Genomic DNA, 18,244 nt, shown 5'->3' with positions numbered 1-18,244 from the left:
TATGCTAGATATGGTAGAGGAACAGGCTTCAAAACACCATATGAAGCGTTCGGCTGGGGAAGTTCACATCCCCGCTCGCCGCAGGAGACAGCCGCGGGATGCGGTGCCCGGAACCCCCCGGCGCGCCTGCCGGAACAGGGTGGGACCGCGGGTCGGGCAGGGGAGGGAGGCCGCCGGCCCGCTCACCAGATGGGGCAAGGAAGGCTCGCTAACGCCTGGAAACGCGGTGTCCGTGCCTCAGGGCGCCTCTGTGAACCTTGCCAGCCATAAGGGAGGCCGGAGACGGGAGGACGGCGCCAGGAACAGCGCGCCGGGCGATCGAGGCCATCCTTCCTCCAAGACTCTCGACGCAGGGCCGGCGGGCAAGGTTCACACCTCGCCGCGCCTCTCCAGGCCGCCCGGCATGGCGCGGAAATGGGTCAGCGTGCGCTCGGCGTGCAACATGCGGTGCGACAGCGCCTTCCGGGCATAACGGGCGACGACGTCGCAATGCCCTGGATCCCCGGCCAGATCGGTCATCTGATGGGGGTCGCGCTCGAGGTCGAAGAGCAGCGGCGGCAGGGCGGTGAAATGGACATACTTCCACCGCGCATCCTGCACGACGCAGAGCGAACAGGCGTCCATCGGCAGGCCGAGCGCCGCCTCCGGCCTGGAATAGTACACATCGCGGAAGTCGTATTCGTAGAAGAGGTGGTCGCGCCATCCTGCGGGCCGCTCGCCGCGCAGCAGAGGCAGCAGGGAATGGCCGTCACAGGCGCGGGGCGGCTGGCCGCCCAGCCATTCCAGGATGGTCGGCAGCACGTCGACGCTCTCGGTGAAGGCATCCTCGATGCGGCCGGCGCCCTGGGGCGCCAGCGGGTCCTTCACCACGAGCGGGACGCGGAAGCTCTCATCGTGATAGCCGACCTTGCCCAGGAGGAAGTGGTCGCCAAGCTGCTCGCCATGGTCGGAGGTGAAGACGATCATCGTGTCGTCCCACTGCCCTGTCTCGTCCAGATGGGCGAAGACCGCGCCGAGCGCGTCATCCACCTCCGTGATCAGCCCGGCATAGGTCGCGCGCATCTGCCGGATGGCGGCCTCGGACAGTGCGGCGGCGGCGCCGCCGGCGCCCTGGAAGAAGGAGCCCTGGCCGATGCCGCTCAGGTAGAAGCCGAGCAGCGGATGCTGCGCCGCCTCCTCCCGCCAGTCGGACCGGCGGCGGATCGCCGGCATCTCCGCCGGCGCGTACATCCGGTTGTAGGGGGCAGGGGCGATGAAGGGCGGATGCGGACGCCAGTAGCCGAGATGCAGGAACCAGGGCCTGTCGCCCTTACCCTTCAGGTAGGTCAGGGCGCGCTCGGTGAAGTAGGCGGTGTCGGACAGCGCGGCCGGGATGCGGCAGGGGCGGTCGGTCGCGCCGGGGGCGGCATCCTCCCCCTCGGGCAACCAGATGTCCTCGCGGTTGGCCGGCAGCGGGTAGCCCTTCTGCGCCAGCCAGCCGAAATAGCCATCCATGCTGGGCTCGAAGGCGCCGACGCTGCGGAAGCCCTCCATCAGGTCGCCCAGGAGAGTGAAGCGGAAATCCTCTGACGTGGTGGAGCGCGGATCGGGCGTGGAGGTGGTGTAGCCGATCAGCGCGGGATCGTAGCCGATGCCGCGCAAGGCCTTGCCGAGGTTCATGTGCCGCGCGTCCAGCGGCACCGTGTTCTGCACCGCCCGGTGGTTCATCAGATAGAGCCCGGTCAGCAGGCTGGCCCGCGCCGGGCCGCAGGGCACGGCATTGGTCACGTGGTTGCGGAAGGTCACGCCTTCCCGGCAGAGGCGGTCGAGGTTCGGCGTGCGCAGGAACTTCGCGCCCAGGGCCGGCACGAAATCCGCGCGCCACTGGTCGACGACAATCAGCAGGACATTCTTCCGGCGCGCCATTCCCATCCCCATCTGCGACAATGGGCGCGACCGGTTACGCGTGGATGACGACGATGGAATGACGCCCCGATGTCGTTGCCGTGACAAAGGGAGACGACCCCTGCCGGCTTGACGGAAGCACGATTATTCTGGACACATCTCGATATTCCACGATGAGGGGCGGGAGGATAGCTTCATGCCGCATGACGGACACGACCACCACGACCTTCCGCCGGGCATCCCGGAGGATGGCTGGAAGCACAGCGGCGTTCGCGTGATCCCTGGCGACAGCCTGGACCCGAACACCGCCAGCACGCCCGGCATGAACCGCGCCGCGGCCATCAATGCCGCGCGGGTCGGCGCGCAGAAGATCTGGGCTGGCACAGTTCACATCCACGCCAATGCCAAGACAGGCGCGCATCACCACGGGCCGCTGGAAAGCGTGATCTATATCGTGAAGGGCCGCGCCCGCATGCGGTGGGGCGAGCGGCTCGAATTCGTCGCCGAAGGCGGTCCGGGCGACTTCATCTACGTCCCGCCCTATGTGCCGCACCAGGAAATCAACGCCTCCACCGATGAGACGCTGGAATGCGTGCTGGTGCGCAGCGACAACGAGGCGGTGGTGGTGAACCTGGACATCGAGCCGGTGGAGAAGCCGGAGAACGTCCCCTGGGTCGACCCGATCCACAAGGCGCCGGGCTGAACCGGAAGGCACGGGGCAGGGGGCACGGCATCTTCGGGTTGCGCTCCCGCGCCAGGCTCCGAACTATGGGGGGATGTCCATGCGAATCAGCACTCTCACCCTGAACCCCACCATCGACCTGGCCTGCGAGGCGGAGAAGGTCCGCCCCGTGCGCAAGGTCCGCACCTTCGACGAGCGGCAGGACCCGGGCGGCGGCGGCGTCAACGTCGCCCGCGTGGTGCGTGAGCTCGGCGGCGAGACCCTGGCCATGGTTCTGGTCGGCGGTGTCACCGGGCACTTCCTGGAGGAGCTGCTCGAGGAGATCGGCGTGCCGCACCGCAGCATCCCGATCGCCGGCCGCACCCGGATCAGCCAGACGGTGCTGGACCGCAGCCTGGGCGAGGAGTTCCGCTTCGTCCCCGAGGGGCCCGAGGTCGCCGAGGCGGAGTGGCAGGCCGCGCTGGCCGCGCTGGAGGAGCTGCCGGAGGGCGAGTGGCTGGTGGCCAGCGGCAGCCTGCCGCGCGGCGTGCCGGAGGATTTCTATGCCCGGGCCGGCGCCATCGCCCGGCGGCGCGGGCTGCGCATGGTGCTCGACACCTCCGGCGCCGCGCTGCGCGCCGGGGTGGGGCCGGAGATCGAGCTCATCAAGCCGAGCCTCGGCGAATTCGAATCCCTGGTCGGGCGCGAATTGCGGGGCGAGGGAGATCTGGAAGCGGCGGCGCGGGAGATGCTGGGCCGTGGGATCGCGCGGCGCATCGCCGTCACGCTCGGCAAGGATGGCGCACTGCTGGCCTGGGAGGGTGGGCTGCGCCGCCTGGACGCGCTGCCGGTGACGGTACGCGGCGCGGTCGGCGCGGGGGACAGCTTCGTCGCCGCCATGACCCTGGCCCTGGCGCGCGGCGCAGGGGATGAGGATGCCTTCGCCTGGGGCGTCGCAGCGGGTGCCGCCGCCGTATCCAATGCCGGCACCGCGCATCCGACCGAGGCGGATGTGCGGCGCCTGCGGGCGATGGTGCCGGGCCTTCCGCTGCCCGGCTGATCCGGGATCAGGCCCGGAGCTCGGCGCGCAGCCCGTTGCTCCGGCTCAGGACCTGGATGGCCACCTCGCCGGCGGGATGGGCGAAGGTGCCGCCGGCCCGTCCGAAGCCGATGTCGAGATGGCCCTCGCCGAGGCGCAGGTTGCGGAGCGTCAGCCCGTCCAGGAAGCGCGGCAGGGCGGGCTTCTCGAAGCGGATGCAGCCGGCGACGGGATCGAAGCTGAGACCCAGGCAGGTGCCGAGCAGGGCGAGCGGCGTGGTCGCCGCCCAGGCCTGCGGCGAGCAGGCCACCGGATAGAGCGTCGGTCCCTGGCCACGCCGGCGCGGAAAGCCGCAGAACAGTTCCGGCAGCCGGCGCAGGTCCACATAGGTCGCGGCCGCGAAGAGGCCTTCGAAGATGCGGATGGCCGCGGCGGTCTGACCATAGCGGACGAAGCCCTCCGCGATCAGCGCGTTGTCATGCGGCCAGACCGAGCCGTTGTGATAGCTCATCGGATTGTAGCGGGGCTGGCCGGCGGCCAGGGTCCTGATGCCCCAGCCGGAGAAGAAGGCGGGCTCCATCATGGCCTGCGCCACGCGCTCGGCGCGGTGCGGCAGGGCGATGCCGGCGAAGAGCGCGTGCCCGGCATTGGAGGCGCGGACCCGGCAGGGCCGCTTGCGGCCATCGAGCGCCAGCACATAGGTGCCCAGCGCCTCGTCCCAGAAGGCGGTGTCGAAATCACGCTGCAGGCGTGCGGCGCGTTCCTCCAGCGCGGCGGCGCGGGCCGCCGGGCCGCGCGGCCGCGCGATGCCGGCCGCGGCGCGCCAGGCGGCATAGACATAGGCCTGCATCTCGACGAGGGCGATCGGGCCTTCCGCCATCTCGCCACTGGCGTGGAAGATGGAATCGTGGCTGTCCTTCCAGCCCTGGTTCAGCAGCCCGTCCGGCCGCTTGCGCTGGTACTCGACGAAGCCGTCGCCATCGGGGTCGCCGCTCTCCTCGATCCAGCCGAGCGCCGCCTCGATGTTCGGCCAGAGCCGCCGCAGATGCGCGATGTCGCCGGTGCGGTCGAGATAGGCGCCGGCCAGCATGATGAAGAGGGGGGTGGAATCGACGCTGCCATAGTAGCGGCGGAAGGGCACCTCGCCGAGCATGGCCATCTCGCCCTGGCGCGTCTCGTGCAGGATCTTGCCCGGCTCCGCATCGGTCAGCGGATCGGTTTCCGTCGCCTGGTGGGCCGCCAGATAGCCGAGGACGCCGCGCGCCAGGGCGGGATCGTACCAGAGCGTGTGCCAGGCGGCGATCAGCGCGTCGCGGCCGAAGGCGGTGCTGTACCAGGGGATGCCGGCGTAGGGGTACGGACCTTCCGGCTTGTCGGTGGTCAGCATGCTGAGATCGGCCCCGGCGCGGTGCAGCGTCTCGTTGAAGATGTCGTTGCTGGTCTCCACGCGGGTTCGGCGGGCCTGCACCATGCGGAGCGCGCGGCGGGAGTGCCGCAGCGCCTGGCCGAAGGCCGTCTGCGGCGGGCAGGCGGCGGTGGGCCGGTCACAGCCGATCTCGACGAAGAAGGCCCGCCGCTCGCCCGGCAGGAGGTCGAACCGGAAGACCGCGCGATGCGATTCGAGGTGTTCCGGCGTGGGGTCGAAGCGCAGTCGCGTCTCGCGCCGCACGGAATCGAGACCGGTATAGGCCAGCCTGACCTCCGCCGGCCCGGTCTCGGCCGCGTGCCGCGTGCCGTGGCGGAGGCGCTCGGCGCCACGGGCCTCGAAGAGATCGGCGAAGTCGGAATCGAAGTAGAGCTCGATGGTGACGTGGCGCCGGCGGTCGTCGAAGTTCCGCACCGAGATGCGTTCGTGGCAGGTGCTGTCCCAGAGGAAGCGGCTGCGCCGCAGGTGGATGCGGTCATTGGGAAGACCCGCCGCCTCGCCGGATGCCGCCGGCAGGTCGGGGTTGGTGAGATCGCAGGCCAGTGCGGCATTGTCGTCCTGCAGGGCGGCGCTGAGCAGCATCGGCCGCGCCCCGTTCAGCAGGAGGGTGTAGAGGGACAGGTAGCGCGTATCGCCGTGGTAGAAGCCCTGGGCACCGGGTCCGAGATCACCGGCATGGTCGAAGAGCGCGAAGCTGTCGCCATGCTTCAGGGTGATCAGATGGCCTTCCTGCAGCGAGACCGTGGCGCTGACCGGGAAGGCCGAGAGGTCCGGGGGGCCGGCCTCCGTCGCATGCCCGTCCATCAGGACACCGCCGGTGTCAGGAGGGGGGTCGGGCAGCGAAATCGGGAGAGGGTCGCAATCATGGGTGGTGAACCTCCGGCGCGCTGCGCTCTATCCGTCGGAAGAACGGAGCCTTCCGTCAAGGGATAAAGCAGACGCGCCGGCAAAGTCACCGGCCGGCGGTCCGGATCTGCGCCCTGCCGCCGGCCGCCCACCCGAGGGCCGGCTTGGCCTCAGCCGGGCATGAGGCCGGCCTCGCGCGCCATGCCGGCCATGTCGTGGCGGGCCTTCTGCATGTCCTCCAGGGTTCCGAAGGCGTTCATGTAGTGGCCCTGGAACCCCCGGCCCTCCAGCAGGGCGAACATGGCGCCGAAGTCGAAATTGCCCTCTCCTGGCAGCAGGTGCTGCTCATGCCCGTTGCGGAAGCAGTCGGCCAGCCGCACCTCCGCCACGCGCTCCAGCGGAATGGCGGAGACGAAGCCTTCCACACCCTCCGGCATGAGATGCGCGTGATTGGCGGTGAAGGAGAGCGCGAAAGCGGGAGAGTGGATCCGCTCGTAGTAGTAGCGCCATTCCTCGATGCTGTGCGCGAGGTAATGCACCTCGGCATCCTGCGGTTCCTTGTTGAGGTTCTCAAGCAGCAGCAGGGCGCCGCGCTTCTCGGCATGCTCGACCATGCGCTGCAGCCGCTCCAGCCCCGCCTCCATGCGGAGCTTCACGTCCGCGGTGAAGTGATAGCCGGCATGCACGACGATCCAGGCGGCGCCGAGCTTGGGTGCCAGGTCGATATAGGCCCGCATGTAGTCGTCCACCGCCTCCGAGAGGAAGGGGGAGTATTCGGCCACGTTCACGGCCGAAAGGGTGTGCAGGCCAAGCGTGACGCCGCGGGCGGCGGCCTGTTCACGGATGGCGGCGGCACGGGCGTCGTCGAAGCGGTCCACACGATTGGCGCCGGTGTCGAGCTGGATGTCGATGTAGCGGACCTGGTTGCGGGCCGCCCATTCGATGGCGTCCTCCAGCGGCAAGCGGCGGCCGATATCCACGCCGATCCTGTCGAGAAGCGTCACGTCGTTTCCTTCCCATTGTTTCTCGTCGGGGGCATCCCCCGGCGTTGGTGTTTATTGTTTACAGCCTGCATTGCCGGTGACAAGCTTCCCGACGGGAGAGGATGTGCCGGAAAGGCCGACCATGCCGCGACGGGGCCATGTCGCCCGGCGCGCGGCCGGCGGCGCCTGTTCCGAGCATGGAGCAGGGAAGGCGAACGACGCGCATGGACATGCCAATCCAGCAACTGGCCGAAGGCAGGATCCTGAGCCGGAAGGAGGCGGGGATCGGCTGGCTGACCATCAATCAGCCGGAGAAGCGCAACGCCATCTCGCTCGCCATGTGGGACGCGATCGGCGCGGTGGCCGAGGACTTCGCCGCCGACCCGGCCGTGCGGGTGGTGGTCATGCATGGCGCCGGCGGCAAGGCCTTCGCCTCGGGCGCCGATATCAGCGAGTTCGACCGCATCCGCGCCGACGCCGCCGCCCAGGAGGCCTATGGCCGGCGCAGCGGTGACGCGCGGCGGAAGCTGGAGGGGCTGGGCAAGCCCCTCATCGCCATGATCCAGGGCTTCTGCATCGGCGGCGGCTATGCCACGGCGCTGATGGCGGATATCCGCATCGCCTCCGAGGACAGCCGGTTCGGCATTCCCGCCGCCCGGCTCGGCATCGCCTACGGATATGAAAGCCTGGAGCGCCTGGTCGCCCTGGCGGGGCCGGCCGTGGCGAAGGAGATCCTGTTCACCGGCCGCCAGCTCGACGCCGCGGAGGCGCTGGGCTTCGGGCTGGTCAACCGCGTGGTGCCGGTCGCGCAGCTGGAGGCGACGGTCAGCGAGCTGGCCGGCCAGATCGCGCGCAACGCGCCACTGTCCATCCGGGCCTCGCGCGAGGCCATCGAGCAGATCGCCGGCGATCCGGCGCGGCGCGACCCTGGCCGGATCGAGGCGCTGAACCGCGCCTGCTTCGACAGCCAGGACTATGCGGAGGGGCGGCGCGCCTTCCAGGAGAAGCGCGCGCCCCGGTTCAGCGGCCGGTGAGCGTCCCGGCGAGCGTCAAGGCGGGCAGAGACCGGCCGCGGCGGAGAGAGCGGAGGAGAGCAAGATGGTAAGGATCAGCAGGAGGATCCTGTTCGGGCTGGCGGCCGGCGGGGCGATGGCCGGCTTCGGGCGGCGGACGGAAGCCGAGGATCTGCTGCCGCACGAGAAGGAGCTTCACGAGGCGGCGAAGCGCGAGGGTGAGATCACCTGGTACACCGGCCAGATGCAGGCCGAGCCCTCCGAGGCGGTGGGCCGTGCCTTCGCGGCCCGCTATCCCGGCGTGAAGGTCAATGTGGTCCGCAGCAGCTCCCAGGTGACCTTCCAGCGCCTGGCGCAGGACATGCGGGCCGGCGTCTCGCAATGCGATGTCTTCAGCTCCACCGATTACAGCCACGCCTCCTATCTGAAGCGGGAGGGCCGGCTGATGCAGTACCGGCCGCAGAATGCCGCGAAGCTCATCCCCGTGGCGCGCGAGGCCGCCGATCCCGACGGGCTGTTCCAGATCACCTATCTGGGCCTCTACCTCATGGCGCGGAACAACAACGCCGTCACCGAGGCCGACGCGCCGAAGGGCTGGAAGGACCTGCTCGACCCGAAATGGCGGGGCAAGATCGCCGTCGGCCATCCGGGCTACAGCGGCGCCATCACCTCCTGGTGCCTGATGATGCAGAAGATGTACGGCTGGGATTACTTCAAGCAGCTGGAGCGCAACAATCCGCTGATCGGCCGCTCCAGCGGCGACCCGGTGACGGCGCTGAACGCCGGCGAGCGCAGCATCGGCGCGGCCATTCCCTCGGCCACGACGCTGCTGAGCATCTCCCGCGGCAACCCGATCACGCTGATCTACCCGACGGATGGCACGCTGATGGTGCCCTCCCCGACCGGGGCGCTCGCCAAGGCACCGCATCCGAACGCGGCGAAGCTGTTCATGGAATTCGTCACCAGCCCGGCCTACCATCAGGCGACGCGGGAATTCTTCGGGGAGTCGCTCCGCCCCGAGGTGCCGCCGCCGCCGGGCGCGCAACCTCTCGACAAGATCCTGATGATCACGCCGACGCCCGAGGAGGTGGAAAGCGGTGGCCAGGAGGTCAAGGAACTCTGGCGCGACACCTTCGGCGTCTGAGCAGGCTGGACAACCCGGCGCGGAGACGCCGGGGCAAAGCAGGAAACGACAGGAGAGGATCATGACGGAGATCAGCCGCCGCGGCGTGCTGGCCGCTGCCGCCATCCTGGCCGGCAGCCCGGCCCAGGCCGCAACGACGCCGATGTCGCCCGAGGAGAAGGCGCTCTACGAGGCAGCCCGGCGAGAGGGCGAGATCACCTGGTATTCCGGCCAGTTGAGCGCCGAACCCTCGGAAGCGGTCGGGCGCGCCTTCACCGAGCGCTATCCGGGCATCCGCGTGAATGTCGTCCGCAGCGCCTCGCAGGTCGCCTTCCAGCGCCTGTCGCAGGACATGCGGGCCGGCGTCGCGCAATGCGATGTCTTCAGTTCGACCGATTACAGCCACTCGACCTTCCTGAAGCGGGAGGGGCGGCTGCTGGCCTATCGGCCGCGCAACGCGGAAGGGCTGCTGGACTTCGTCCGCAAGGCCGGTGATGCGGAGGACCACTTCCACGTCTTCTACATCGGCGTGCATCTCATCGCCCGCCGGGAAGGGCAGGTGAGCGAGTCCGAGGCGCCGCGCCGGTGGCAGGACCTGCTGGACGCGAAGTGGCGCGACAAGCTGGCCGTCGGGCATCCGGGCTATAGCGGTGCCATCGGCGCCTGGACGGTGATGATGCGCAAGCTCTACGGCTGGGACTACTTCACCAAGCTCGAGCGCAATCGCCCGCAGATCGGCCGCTCCAGCATCGATCCGGTGACCGCGCTGAACGCCGGCGAGCGCAGCATCGGCGTGGCCATCCCCTCCGCCAGCACGCTGCTGAGCATGGCGCGGGGAAATCCGCTGAAGCTGATCTACCCGGAGGACGGGACGGTGGTGGTGCCTTCACCCAGCTCGATCCAGAAGAACGCGCCGCACCCGAACGCCGCCAAGCTCTTCATGGAGTACTGCACAGGGCCGGACTACTTCCGCGTGACTCGGGAATTCTACAACGAATCGCTTCGTGCCGACGTGCCGCCGCCCGACGGCGCCACACCGCTCGACCAGGTGAAGCTGCTGATCCCCGAACCGCAGGAGATCGAGACCGGTGTGCCGGAGGTCAAGGAGCAATGGCGCGATACCTTCGGGATTTGACGCCGTGTCGAACCGGGCGCGCCGAAATGGGAAAGCCTCTGCCGCATGACTGAATTCGCCGCCATCCTGGCCAAGCCGGCCGGGGTCACGGAGCCAAGGCCGGGACTGCTGCGCCGGCTCCGCTACCTTGAGCCCTCGAACCTGATCTGGATCCTGCTGGTCGCCGCCCTGCTCTTCCTCGTGGCGGTGCCGATCGGCAAGCTGCTCGTGGTCAGCTTCGAGGCGCGCACCACGGGCGAGTTCACCTTCGCCAACTACGCCCAGGCCTATGGGCGCGCGCGGTATCTCGAGGCGCTGGTGAACTCGCTCATCCTGGGCGCGTCCTCCGCCTTCCTGTCCGTGATCTTCGCCGTGCCGCTCGCCTGGGCGGTGTCGCGCACCGACATGCCGGGCAAGGGGTTCACCTGGGCCATCGTGATGGGCGCCTTCATCCTGCCGCCCTATCTGGGCGCGGTCGGCTGGATCCTGCTCGCCGGGCCCAATTCCGGCTTCATCAACCAGGCCTGGCAATGGGTGACGGGCTCCAGCTCCACGCTGGTGAACGTCTACAGCTTCCCCGGCCTCGCCGTGGTCATCGCCCTGCATTCCTTCCCGCTGATCTTCATCTTCGTGAAATCGGCGCTGGATCTGATCTCGTCCGAGATGGAGGACGCCGCCAACATCCTCGGCGCGGGCACCTGGGCGGCGACGCGCAAGGTGACGCTGCCGCTGGTCTGGCCCGCGATCCTGGGCGGCATCATCATCGTCTTCCTGGAGACCATCGCGCTCTTCGGCACGCCGGCCATCATCGGCATCCCGGCGCGCATCAACGTCGTCACCACGCAGCTCTGGCAGTTCTTCGAATATCCCGTCCGCGTCGAGGTGGCGGCGGCCTATGCCATGCCGCTGCTGCTCATCACCATCGGCATGATCGTGGTGCAGAAGCTGCTGCTGGCGCGCAAGGGCTTCGTCTCACAGACCGGCAAAGGCGGCGAGCGGCGGCCGATCAAGCTCGGGCGCTGGCGCTGGGCGATGTTCGGCTACTGCGCCTTCATCGGCGCGCTCGCCGTGCTGATGCCGCTCGGCGTGCTGCTGCAGGCCTCCTTCGCCAAGGCCTGGGGTCGCGGCCTCGCCTGGGGCAACTTCACGCTGGACAACTACACCTATCTCCTGTTCCGGCACGAGATGGCGCTGACCTCGATCTGGAACACGCTGCTCTATTCCGCCTCGGCCGCCAGCTTCGCCGTGCTGATCGCGGTGCTGATCGCCTATATCGTCGCCCGGCGGCTGGTGCCCTTCGGCGGCGCGCTCAGCTTCCTGGCCATGGCCCCCTTCGTCATCCCGGGCATCGTCATGGCGATCGGCTTCTACGCCGCCTATGCCGCGCCGCCGGTCGCGCTCTACGGCACGGCGCTGATCATCATCCTGGCCTTCACCTCGCGCTTCCTGCCGATCGCCTTCGCCAATTCCTCGGCCGCGGTGCGCTCGGTGCATCCGGAGATGGAGGAGGCCTCGCGCATCCTGGGTGGCGGCCGGATGCTGACCATCCGCAAGATCACCGCGCCTTTGATCAGCCGCAGCCTGATCGGCGGCTGGCTGATCGTCTTCATCGTCGCCTCGCGCGAGCTGTCCGCCGCTGTCTTCCTGGTCGGGCCGCGCACCCGCACCATGGCCGTGCTGCTGTACGATCTGAGCGAGGCGGGGAATTTCGAGGTGCTCGCGGCCTTCGGCGGCATCCTGCTCGCCATTACCCTGGTGCTGGTCGCCATCGGCATGAAGCTGGTGGGCCGCGACTTCATGCTTCGGAGGAACTGAGATCATGCCCCGCCTCACGCTCAAGGGCCTCGGCAAGGCTTATGGCCAGCTCAAGGTCGTGGACGATGTGAACCTGGCGCTGGAGGAGGGGGAGTTCGTCTCCCTCCTGGGGCCCTCCGGCTGCGGCAAGACCACGACGCTGCGCATGATCGCCGGCTTCGTCGAGCCCACCGCCGGCAGCATCAGCATGAATGGCGAGATCCTCTCGGCGCCCGGCGCGGTGTTGCCGCCGGAGCGGCGCCGCATGTCGATGATCTTCCAGAGCTACGCCATCTGGCCGAACATGACGGTCGCGGAGAATGTCGGCTTCGGCCTGAAGCTGCAGAAGCTGCCGGCGGCCGAGATCAAGGCGCGGATCGGCCGCATCCTGGAAGTGGTGCAGATGTCGCATCTCGCCGACCGCTATCCGGCCGAGCTCTCGGGCGGGCAGCAGCAGCGCGTGGCGCTGGCCCGCGCCATCGTCGTGCAGCCCTCCGTCCTGCTGCTGGACGAGCCGCTCTCCAATCTGGACGCCAATCTGCGCGAGGAGATGCGCTTCGAGATCCGCCGCCTGCATGACGAGTTCCGCATCACCACCGTCTATGTCACGCACGACCAGTCGGAGGCCATGGCGACCGCCGACCGCATCGCGGTGATGAACAGCGGCCGGATCGAACAGGTGGATGCGCCGCATGTCATCTACACCCGGCCGAGCACGCGGTTCGTCGCCGCCTTCATCGGCCGGACCAATCTGCTGGAAGGGCGGATGGCGAATGGCGAGATCGGGCTCGACGGCTTCGCCCTGAAGGCGGCGCAGCTCAACGGCTCGCCCTCTGATGCCGGACGGCCGATCCTGCTCTCGGTCCGGCCGCAGAGCATGGCCCTGCACCGCAGGGAGCCGGTCCCGCAGGACGGCCGGCCCGTCCTGGCGGCCACCGTGGCCCAGCGCACCTATCTCGGCGAGTCGTGGGACTATGTGGTGCGGCCGCGGGAGAGCGGGCTCAGCCTGAGGGTCACGGCGCCGCCGTTGCAGGTGCACGAGATCGGCGAAACGGTCTGGCTCGAGTTCGATCCGCAGCAGATCGCCGTGGTGAACTGAGACGCGCCGGCGGCACCCGGCATCACGCGACGGTGATGCCGGGTGCCGTGGATTTGCCACCCTTTCGGGGCCTTGTCATAAGCGCTGCGATGAGCGCTCTGCCCGGCGACAGGACCCGATAGAATCACGATGGTTTCCCAGCACCCTCCGGTACCGCCGGCGGCCTCCGGCCTGCCTGTGGCCCAGCGGCTGCGCCACTGGCTGCGCCGTAGCCCCCGCCTGGCGCGGCTGCTTCGCCGGATGGCGCGCAACGCCCAACAGACCTTGCCGGGCACCAGCCGGCTCCTCATGCTGGCTGGCCTGCAGCAGCCGGGGCCGGATCTGGCGGAGTATCAGCGCTGGCTGCGGCGGCATGGCACGCTGTCCGCCAGCGAGAGGGCGGCCATGCTCCAGGCCGTCGCCGGCCTGAGCGACCCGCCCTGCATCTCCGTCGTCATGCCGGTCTACAACGCGCCGGAGGCCTTCCTCCGTGCCGCGCTGGAATCGGTCGAGACCCAGCTTTATCCGCATTGGCAGCTCTGCATCGCCGACGATGCCTCGACAGCGCCGCATGTGCAGGCCGTGCTGCAGGCGGCGGCGGCGCGGGATCGCCGCATCCAGGTCGTGCGGCGCCCGCGCAACGGCCATATCAGCGCGGCCACGAACTCGGCCCTGGCCCTGGCCGGGGGCTCGCATGTCGCGCTGATGGATCATGACGATCTCCTGGCGCCCGACGCCCTGTTCCAAGTGGCGCTCGAGATCCGGCGCCATCCTGACGTCACCCTGATTTTCACGGATGAGGACAAGATCGACGGTCAGGGGCGTCGCTACGATCTCTATGCCAAGCCGGGCTGGAGCCCCGAACTCCTGCTGCAACAGAATCTGGTCAGCCATCTGGGCGTCTACCGGCGCGATCTGCTGGAGAGGCTCGGCGGGCTGCGCGAGGGCTTCGAGGGCAGCCAGGACTGGGATCTGGCCCTGCGGAGCGCCGCGCTCGCCGGGCCGGGGCAGATCCGCCATATCCCTCGCCCCCTCTACCACTGGCGCCAGGGGGCGGGCACGGAATCCTTCTCCGAGGGCGCCCTGGAGCGCTGCGCCAGCCGGGGCCGGCAGGCCGTGCAGGCGCATCTCGGCCATCGTGGCGAGGCCGGCGCCCAGGTTGTGCCGCATGCCGATCTGCCCGGCTGGTCGAGGATCCTCCATCCCCTGCCGCAGCCGGTGCCGCGCGTCAGTCTGATCCTGGCGGGGGAGCCCGATCCCGCCCGGTTGGAGGCGTTGCTGGCCGGCACCGACTATCCGGATGTGGAAGTCCTGCCCACCGGCGCGGCTTCCGCGTCCCCGCCGGCCGGCGGGGCCGGGGCCGGGGCGGGGGTCGGTGCGCTGCGGCGCGCGGCCGAGGCGGCATCGGGAGAGGTTCTGCTGCTGCTGGCGCCGGGGCTCATGCCGGCGGAACCGGACTGGCTGCGGGAACTGGTCTCCCTGGCCCTGCGGCCCGGTGTCGGGGCGGCCGGCGCCGCCCTGGCCGGCCCGGATGGCCGGCTGCGCCATGCCGGCTACGTGCTGGGCGCCGGCGGCGCGCTGGTCGGGGAGAATCCGTTGATACGCGGGCTCGGCCTGGGCAATCCCGGCTACGCCGGGCAGTTCCGCCTGGTCCGGGACGTGGTGGCCGTGAGCGGGGAGGCGATGGCGATCCGCCGGGCGCTCTACCTGGAGCGGGGCGAGGCCGACGCCGGCCCGGCGCCCTGGGCCGATCTCGACCTCGGCCTGCGCCTGCGCGAGGCGGGGCTGCGCAACCTCTGGACACCCTATGCCACCCTGATCGGCGCTCCGGACCCGCAGGGCGGGCCGGCCGCCGACCCCGCGCTCCGCGCCGCCGCGGAGGCGATGCTGCGGGCCCGCTGGGGCCGCGCACTGGAGCAGGATCCCTTCTACAGCCCCTTGCTGGACCTGCGGGACGGCCACCGTCTCAGGGCGCCGCCGCCCTGGCGGGAGGAGGGCCCGCATGACTGACGTGGCCGTGCTTCTGGCCACCTACAACGGTGCTGCTCACCTCGAGGCGCAACTGGCCAGCATCGCCGCGCAGCAGCCGGTGGACTGGCGCCTGCTCTGGCGGGACGATGCCTCGCGCGACGCCACGCCGGAGCTGCTGCGATCCTTCGCCGAAGGCGAGGGCGCCGGGCGCGTGACGCGGATCACCGGGCCGCAGGGCAGGGCGGGGGCCGCGGGCAGCTTCATGGCGTTGCTGGCGGCGGCGCCGGAGGCGGGAGCCTATGCCTTCTGCGATCAGGACGATGTCTGGCTGCCCGGCAAGCTCGCGCGCGCCCTGCGGCGGCTGGAGGAGGTTCCGCCCGGCCAGCCGGCCCTCTACTGCGCGCGTCAGCGGCTGGTGGACGCGGCGCTGCGCCCGATCGGCCTCTCCCCGGTTCCGCCCAGGCCGCCGGCATTCCGCAATGCCCTGGTGCAGAACATCGTCACGGGCTGTACCGCCGTGCTGAACCCCGCGGCGCGCCGCCTGATGCGGGCGGCGCCGGCCGTGCCGCCCGGCTCCCTGCATGACTGGTGGAGCTATCTCATGGTCACGGGCGCGGGCGGCACGGTGATCTTCGACCCGGAGCCAGCCCTGCTCTACCGCCAGCATGGCGGCAATGCGGTTGGCAGCCCGGCCTCGGCGGGGCGACGCGCGGTGGCCGCCCTGCAGCGGGGCGCCCGGGCCTTCCTGACGCTGTTCCAGGCGCATCTGGCGGCCCTCGACCGGGCACGGCCCCTGTTGACGCCGGACTCGCGGGCTCTGCTGGATCTGCTGCGCCCCCTGCCGGAGCTGTCCCCACTGGCGCGCTGCCGCCGGCTGCGCCGGGCGGGCCTCTATCGGCAGGGGCGGCTGGAGGATCTGATGCTGCGCCTCTGGTTCCTGCTCGAGGCTCCCGCCGCCCTGGCGCCGGGCCGGGCTTCCGGCTGACGGCGTGGCGGCGGGAGCACCCGCTCAAACCGCCTGCGGCACCGCGGGTTCCGGAGCCTGAAGCAGGACGCGCGGGGCATCCAGGCGGATCGTGCAGATCAGTCCTTCCTCCTGCCAGCGCATCTCCACCCTGCCGCCCAGCTGGTGGGTGATCGCGCCTTCGACCATCTTCAGGCCGAAGCCGCGCCGGGGCGGGGCGGCCGGTGACTTCGGGCCGCTCCGTTCGATCCAGAGCATCTCCAGCTGCGCGTCCTCGATGCGCCAGCCGAGGCTGACACGGCCCTGCGGCGTCGAGAGGGCGCCATGCCGCTGCGCGTTGGTGGCCAGCTCGTGCAGAGCCATGGCCAGCGGCTGGACCGCGATCGGCACGATGGCGTGCGCCTCGCCCTGGATCGTCAACTGGGCGGGATCGAGCTCGGCGAGCAGCGTCTCCCGCGCCACGGACTGAAGATCGCTGCCGAGCCAGCGATCGCGCGCCAGGAGCGTATGCACCCTGGCCAGGACGGACACCCGCCCCCGCACGGTCGCGGCGAAGTCGCCGCTGCTCTCCGCCCGGCTCATGCGCAGCACCGACTGCACGACGGCCAGGACATTGCGCGCGCGGTGGTCCACCTCGCTGCTCAGCATCTTCTCTCGCTCGGCCGCTTCCTGCGTGGCGGTGACGTCCATGACCACGCCGCTCATGCGAAGGGCCGCGCCGTTGGCGGCGCGGTCCACCACCGCGCCCTGGCTGTGCAGCCAGCGGGTCCGGCCGTCCGGCCAGACGACGCGATAGAGCATCTCGTGCATTCCGGGGCCGGCGGGGTCCGCGGCCTCCATCAGCGCCACGCGCTGCTGCGCCACATCCTCGGGATGGACGGTCTCCAGCAGCCGGCTCATCGTGCCCAGGGCGCCGGGCACCCGGCCGAACAGCGCCTCGCGCCCCGGCGAGCCGGTGAGGCTGTCGGAGCCCAGCTCCCATTCCCAGGCCGCGATGCGGGCGGCGGAGAGCGCGCGGCTGAGCCGCCCCTCGCTCTCCGCCAGGGCCTTCTGCCGGCGGTGCAGGTTGATGCTGGCCGCGACCATGGCCGAGGCCACCTCGGCCAGCTCCCGCACATACATCGGCGGCGGCCTCAGGCGGCGCCCCCGCCCCATGTCGCGGGCCATCTGTCTCAGCCCCTCGACCGGCCGGGCGATGCGGCGCGCGAAGAGCCAGGCCATCAGCATCGCCAGGCCGGCGATCCAGGCCACCGCCGGTCCGAGCAGGCGGATGGACGCCAGGAGCGGAGATTCGGTCGGCTGGTACGGCAGGGTGATGTGCACCCGCCAGCCCGTGAGCGGCGAGCGGCGGAAGGCCACCAGGGAATCCTCGCCGGTGAGCGAGGGCACCGGGACGGTGCCGGCGGAACTCCTGAAGAGGGATTGCACCTCCTCGGACAGACGGTAGCCGCGGAACTCGTCATGGTGCTGGCTGCGCGCCATGACGTGGCTGTGCTTATCGAAGATCGTCGCCACCCAGCGGCCTGGAAGCGCCAGCTTGCTCAGGCTGCGGTAGAGCACATCGATGGGGGTGAGAAGGGTCAGGTAGGCTCTGGGCAGGCCGTCCCGGATGACCGGCACGGTGATGGGAAAGGCGTATTCCCCTGCCCGCGTCACCAGCAGATCGCCCACATAGGGGCTGTCCCGGCTTTCCTGGAACTCGGGCAGGGCCTGCGGGGAGGGGGAGCTGTTGAAGATCAGCCCGCCGGCCGGATCGCGCAGGATGATCCGCGCGGGGCCGGTCAGGGTCGCGACCGTCGCCGCCTGCCGGGCGAAGGGGGCGAGGTCGGCCCCCATACCCAGATCATCCAACGAGGGATGCCCGGCCAGGACCTCCAGCAGGCGCAGATGGCCACCCAATGTGGAATCCAGCACCGAGAGGATGTTCTGCACATGGTCCGCGGCCGTGGTCCGCAGGCCGCGCTCCTCGCTGCTGAAATAGGCGTGCAGCAGGACGCCGCAGGCCAGGAGGATAGGGATCAGCAGGCTGCCGCAGAGCAGCAGCAGGTTCACGGTGATGGACAGGCGGCCACGGGGCGGCCAGCGACCCGCGGGCGAGAGAAGCGGCCTCATACGCGTCCTGCGACGACCATCCTCGCCATCACCGCGCGGCAGGGAGGCCGGGATCCATGATCGGTCGCCGGGCGGCCCCTCTCAGGAGCAGGCCGGACCGGGACAATGACGCGCCGGAGCTCCGGCCGGCTGCCACCGGCGCGGGGAGGCCATTGTGGCCATCGGCCAGCACCGGTTCGAAAACTAACGGTTCCATGGATCCATGCAACTACAAGCTGATCTCAGATATTCCCTTA

At 70.1% G+C, this 18,244-nt stretch carries 13 protein-coding genes; 9 read left to right on the top strand and 4 right to left on the bottom strand.

All coding sequences use genetic code 11. The annotated features are described in order from the left end of the window. Positions 1-369 precede the first annotated feature (369 nt). Complete coding sequence (pehA, locus tag ACVMLK_RS04155) at positions 370-1,905, bottom strand: phosphoric/sulfuric ester hydrolase PehA (protein WP_457485712.1); 1,536 nt, start codon at positions 1,903-1,905, stop codon at positions 370-372. Positions 1,906-2,080: 175 nt separating this feature from the next. Between pehA and ACVMLK_RS04150 the strand changes: the two genes are divergently transcribed. Continuing rightward, positions 2,081-2,587: a cupin domain-containing protein gene (locus tag ACVMLK_RS04150; RefSeq protein WP_422925023.1), complete on the top strand. Its 507-nt coding sequence runs from the start codon at positions 2,081-2,083 to the stop codon at positions 2,585-2,587. Between the two features lie 79 nt (positions 2,588-2,666). Next, the gene (locus ACVMLK_RS04145) at positions 2,667-3,605 is read left to right on the top strand and encodes a 1-phosphofructokinase family hexose kinase (RefSeq protein WP_422925025.1); all 939 of its coding nucleotides are present in this window, start codon (positions 2,667-2,669) and stop codon (positions 3,603-3,605) included. A gap of 7 nt (positions 3,606-3,612) precedes the next feature. Here the strand turns inward: ACVMLK_RS04145 and ACVMLK_RS04140 are convergent, their stop codons facing one another. Continuing rightward, positions 3,613-5,814: an amylo-alpha-1,6-glucosidase gene (locus tag ACVMLK_RS04140; RefSeq protein WP_457485711.1), complete on the bottom strand. Its 2,202-nt coding sequence runs from the start codon at positions 5,812-5,814 to the stop codon at positions 3,613-3,615. A gap of 212 nt (positions 5,815-6,026) precedes the next feature. Then, positions 6,027-6,860: a sugar phosphate isomerase/epimerase family protein gene (locus ACVMLK_RS04135; RefSeq protein WP_198366819.1), complete on the bottom strand. Its 834-nt coding sequence runs from the start codon at positions 6,858-6,860 to the stop codon at positions 6,027-6,029. A gap of 203 nt (positions 6,861-7,063) precedes the next feature. On the opposite strand from ACVMLK_RS04135, the gene ACVMLK_RS04130 reads away from it, so the two are divergent. From ACVMLK_RS04130 to ACVMLK_RS04100, 7 genes are all read left to right on the top strand, one after another. Further along, on the top strand, positions 7,064-7,873 hold the full coding sequence (locus tag ACVMLK_RS04130) for an enoyl-CoA hydratase (RefSeq protein ID WP_422925030.1): 810 nt from the start codon (positions 7,064-7,066) through the stop codon (positions 7,871-7,873). Between the two features lie 64 nt (positions 7,874-7,937). Next, positions 7,938-8,996, top strand: a complete 1,059-nt coding sequence (locus tag ACVMLK_RS04125; RefSeq protein ID WP_198366821.1) for an ABC transporter substrate-binding protein — start codon at positions 7,938-7,940, stop codon at positions 8,994-8,996. Between the two features lie 61 nt (positions 8,997-9,057). After that, positions 9,058-10,110, top strand: a complete 1,053-nt coding sequence (locus ACVMLK_RS04120) for an ABC transporter substrate-binding protein (RefSeq protein WP_457485710.1) — start codon at positions 9,058-9,060, stop codon at positions 10,108-10,110. 45 nt (positions 10,111-10,155) lie between these two features. Beyond that, a complete protein-coding gene (locus ACVMLK_RS04115) occupies positions 10,156-11,904 on the top strand; it encodes an ABC transporter permease (protein ID WP_457485709.1) in 1,749 nt (582 codons plus the stop codon). Between the two features lie 4 nt (positions 11,905-11,908). Then, positions 11,909-12,982: an ABC transporter ATP-binding protein gene (locus ACVMLK_RS04110; RefSeq protein ID WP_457485708.1), complete on the top strand. Its 1,074-nt coding sequence runs from the start codon at positions 11,909-11,911 to the stop codon at positions 12,980-12,982. A 129-nt stretch (positions 12,983-13,111) separates the two neighbouring features. Further along, positions 13,112-14,971 carry a glycosyltransferase gene (locus tag ACVMLK_RS04105; RefSeq protein ID WP_457485707.1) on the top strand — a complete coding sequence of 620 codons (1,860 nt, stop codon included), beginning with the start codon at positions 13,112-13,114 and terminating at the stop codon, positions 14,969-14,971. Continuing rightward, positions 14,964-15,917: a glycosyltransferase gene (locus ACVMLK_RS04100; protein ID WP_457485706.1), complete on the top strand. Its 954-nt coding sequence runs from the start codon at positions 14,964-14,966 to the stop codon at positions 15,915-15,917. Before ACVMLK_RS04105 ends, ACVMLK_RS04100 begins: the two co-directional genes overlap by 8 nt. A gap of 24 nt (positions 15,918-15,941) precedes the next feature. On the opposite strand, the gene ACVMLK_RS04095 is transcribed toward ACVMLK_RS04100, so the two are convergent. Further along, positions 15,942-18,008, bottom strand: a complete 2,067-nt coding sequence (locus ACVMLK_RS04095) for a sensor histidine kinase (protein ID WP_457485705.1) — start codon at positions 18,006-18,008, stop codon at positions 15,942-15,944. Between the last annotated feature and the right edge of the window lie 236 nt (positions 18,009-18,244).

Source organism: Teichococcus aerofrigidensis (assembly GCF_054073225.1).
This window is presented reverse-complemented; position numbering and strand designations above follow the sequence as displayed.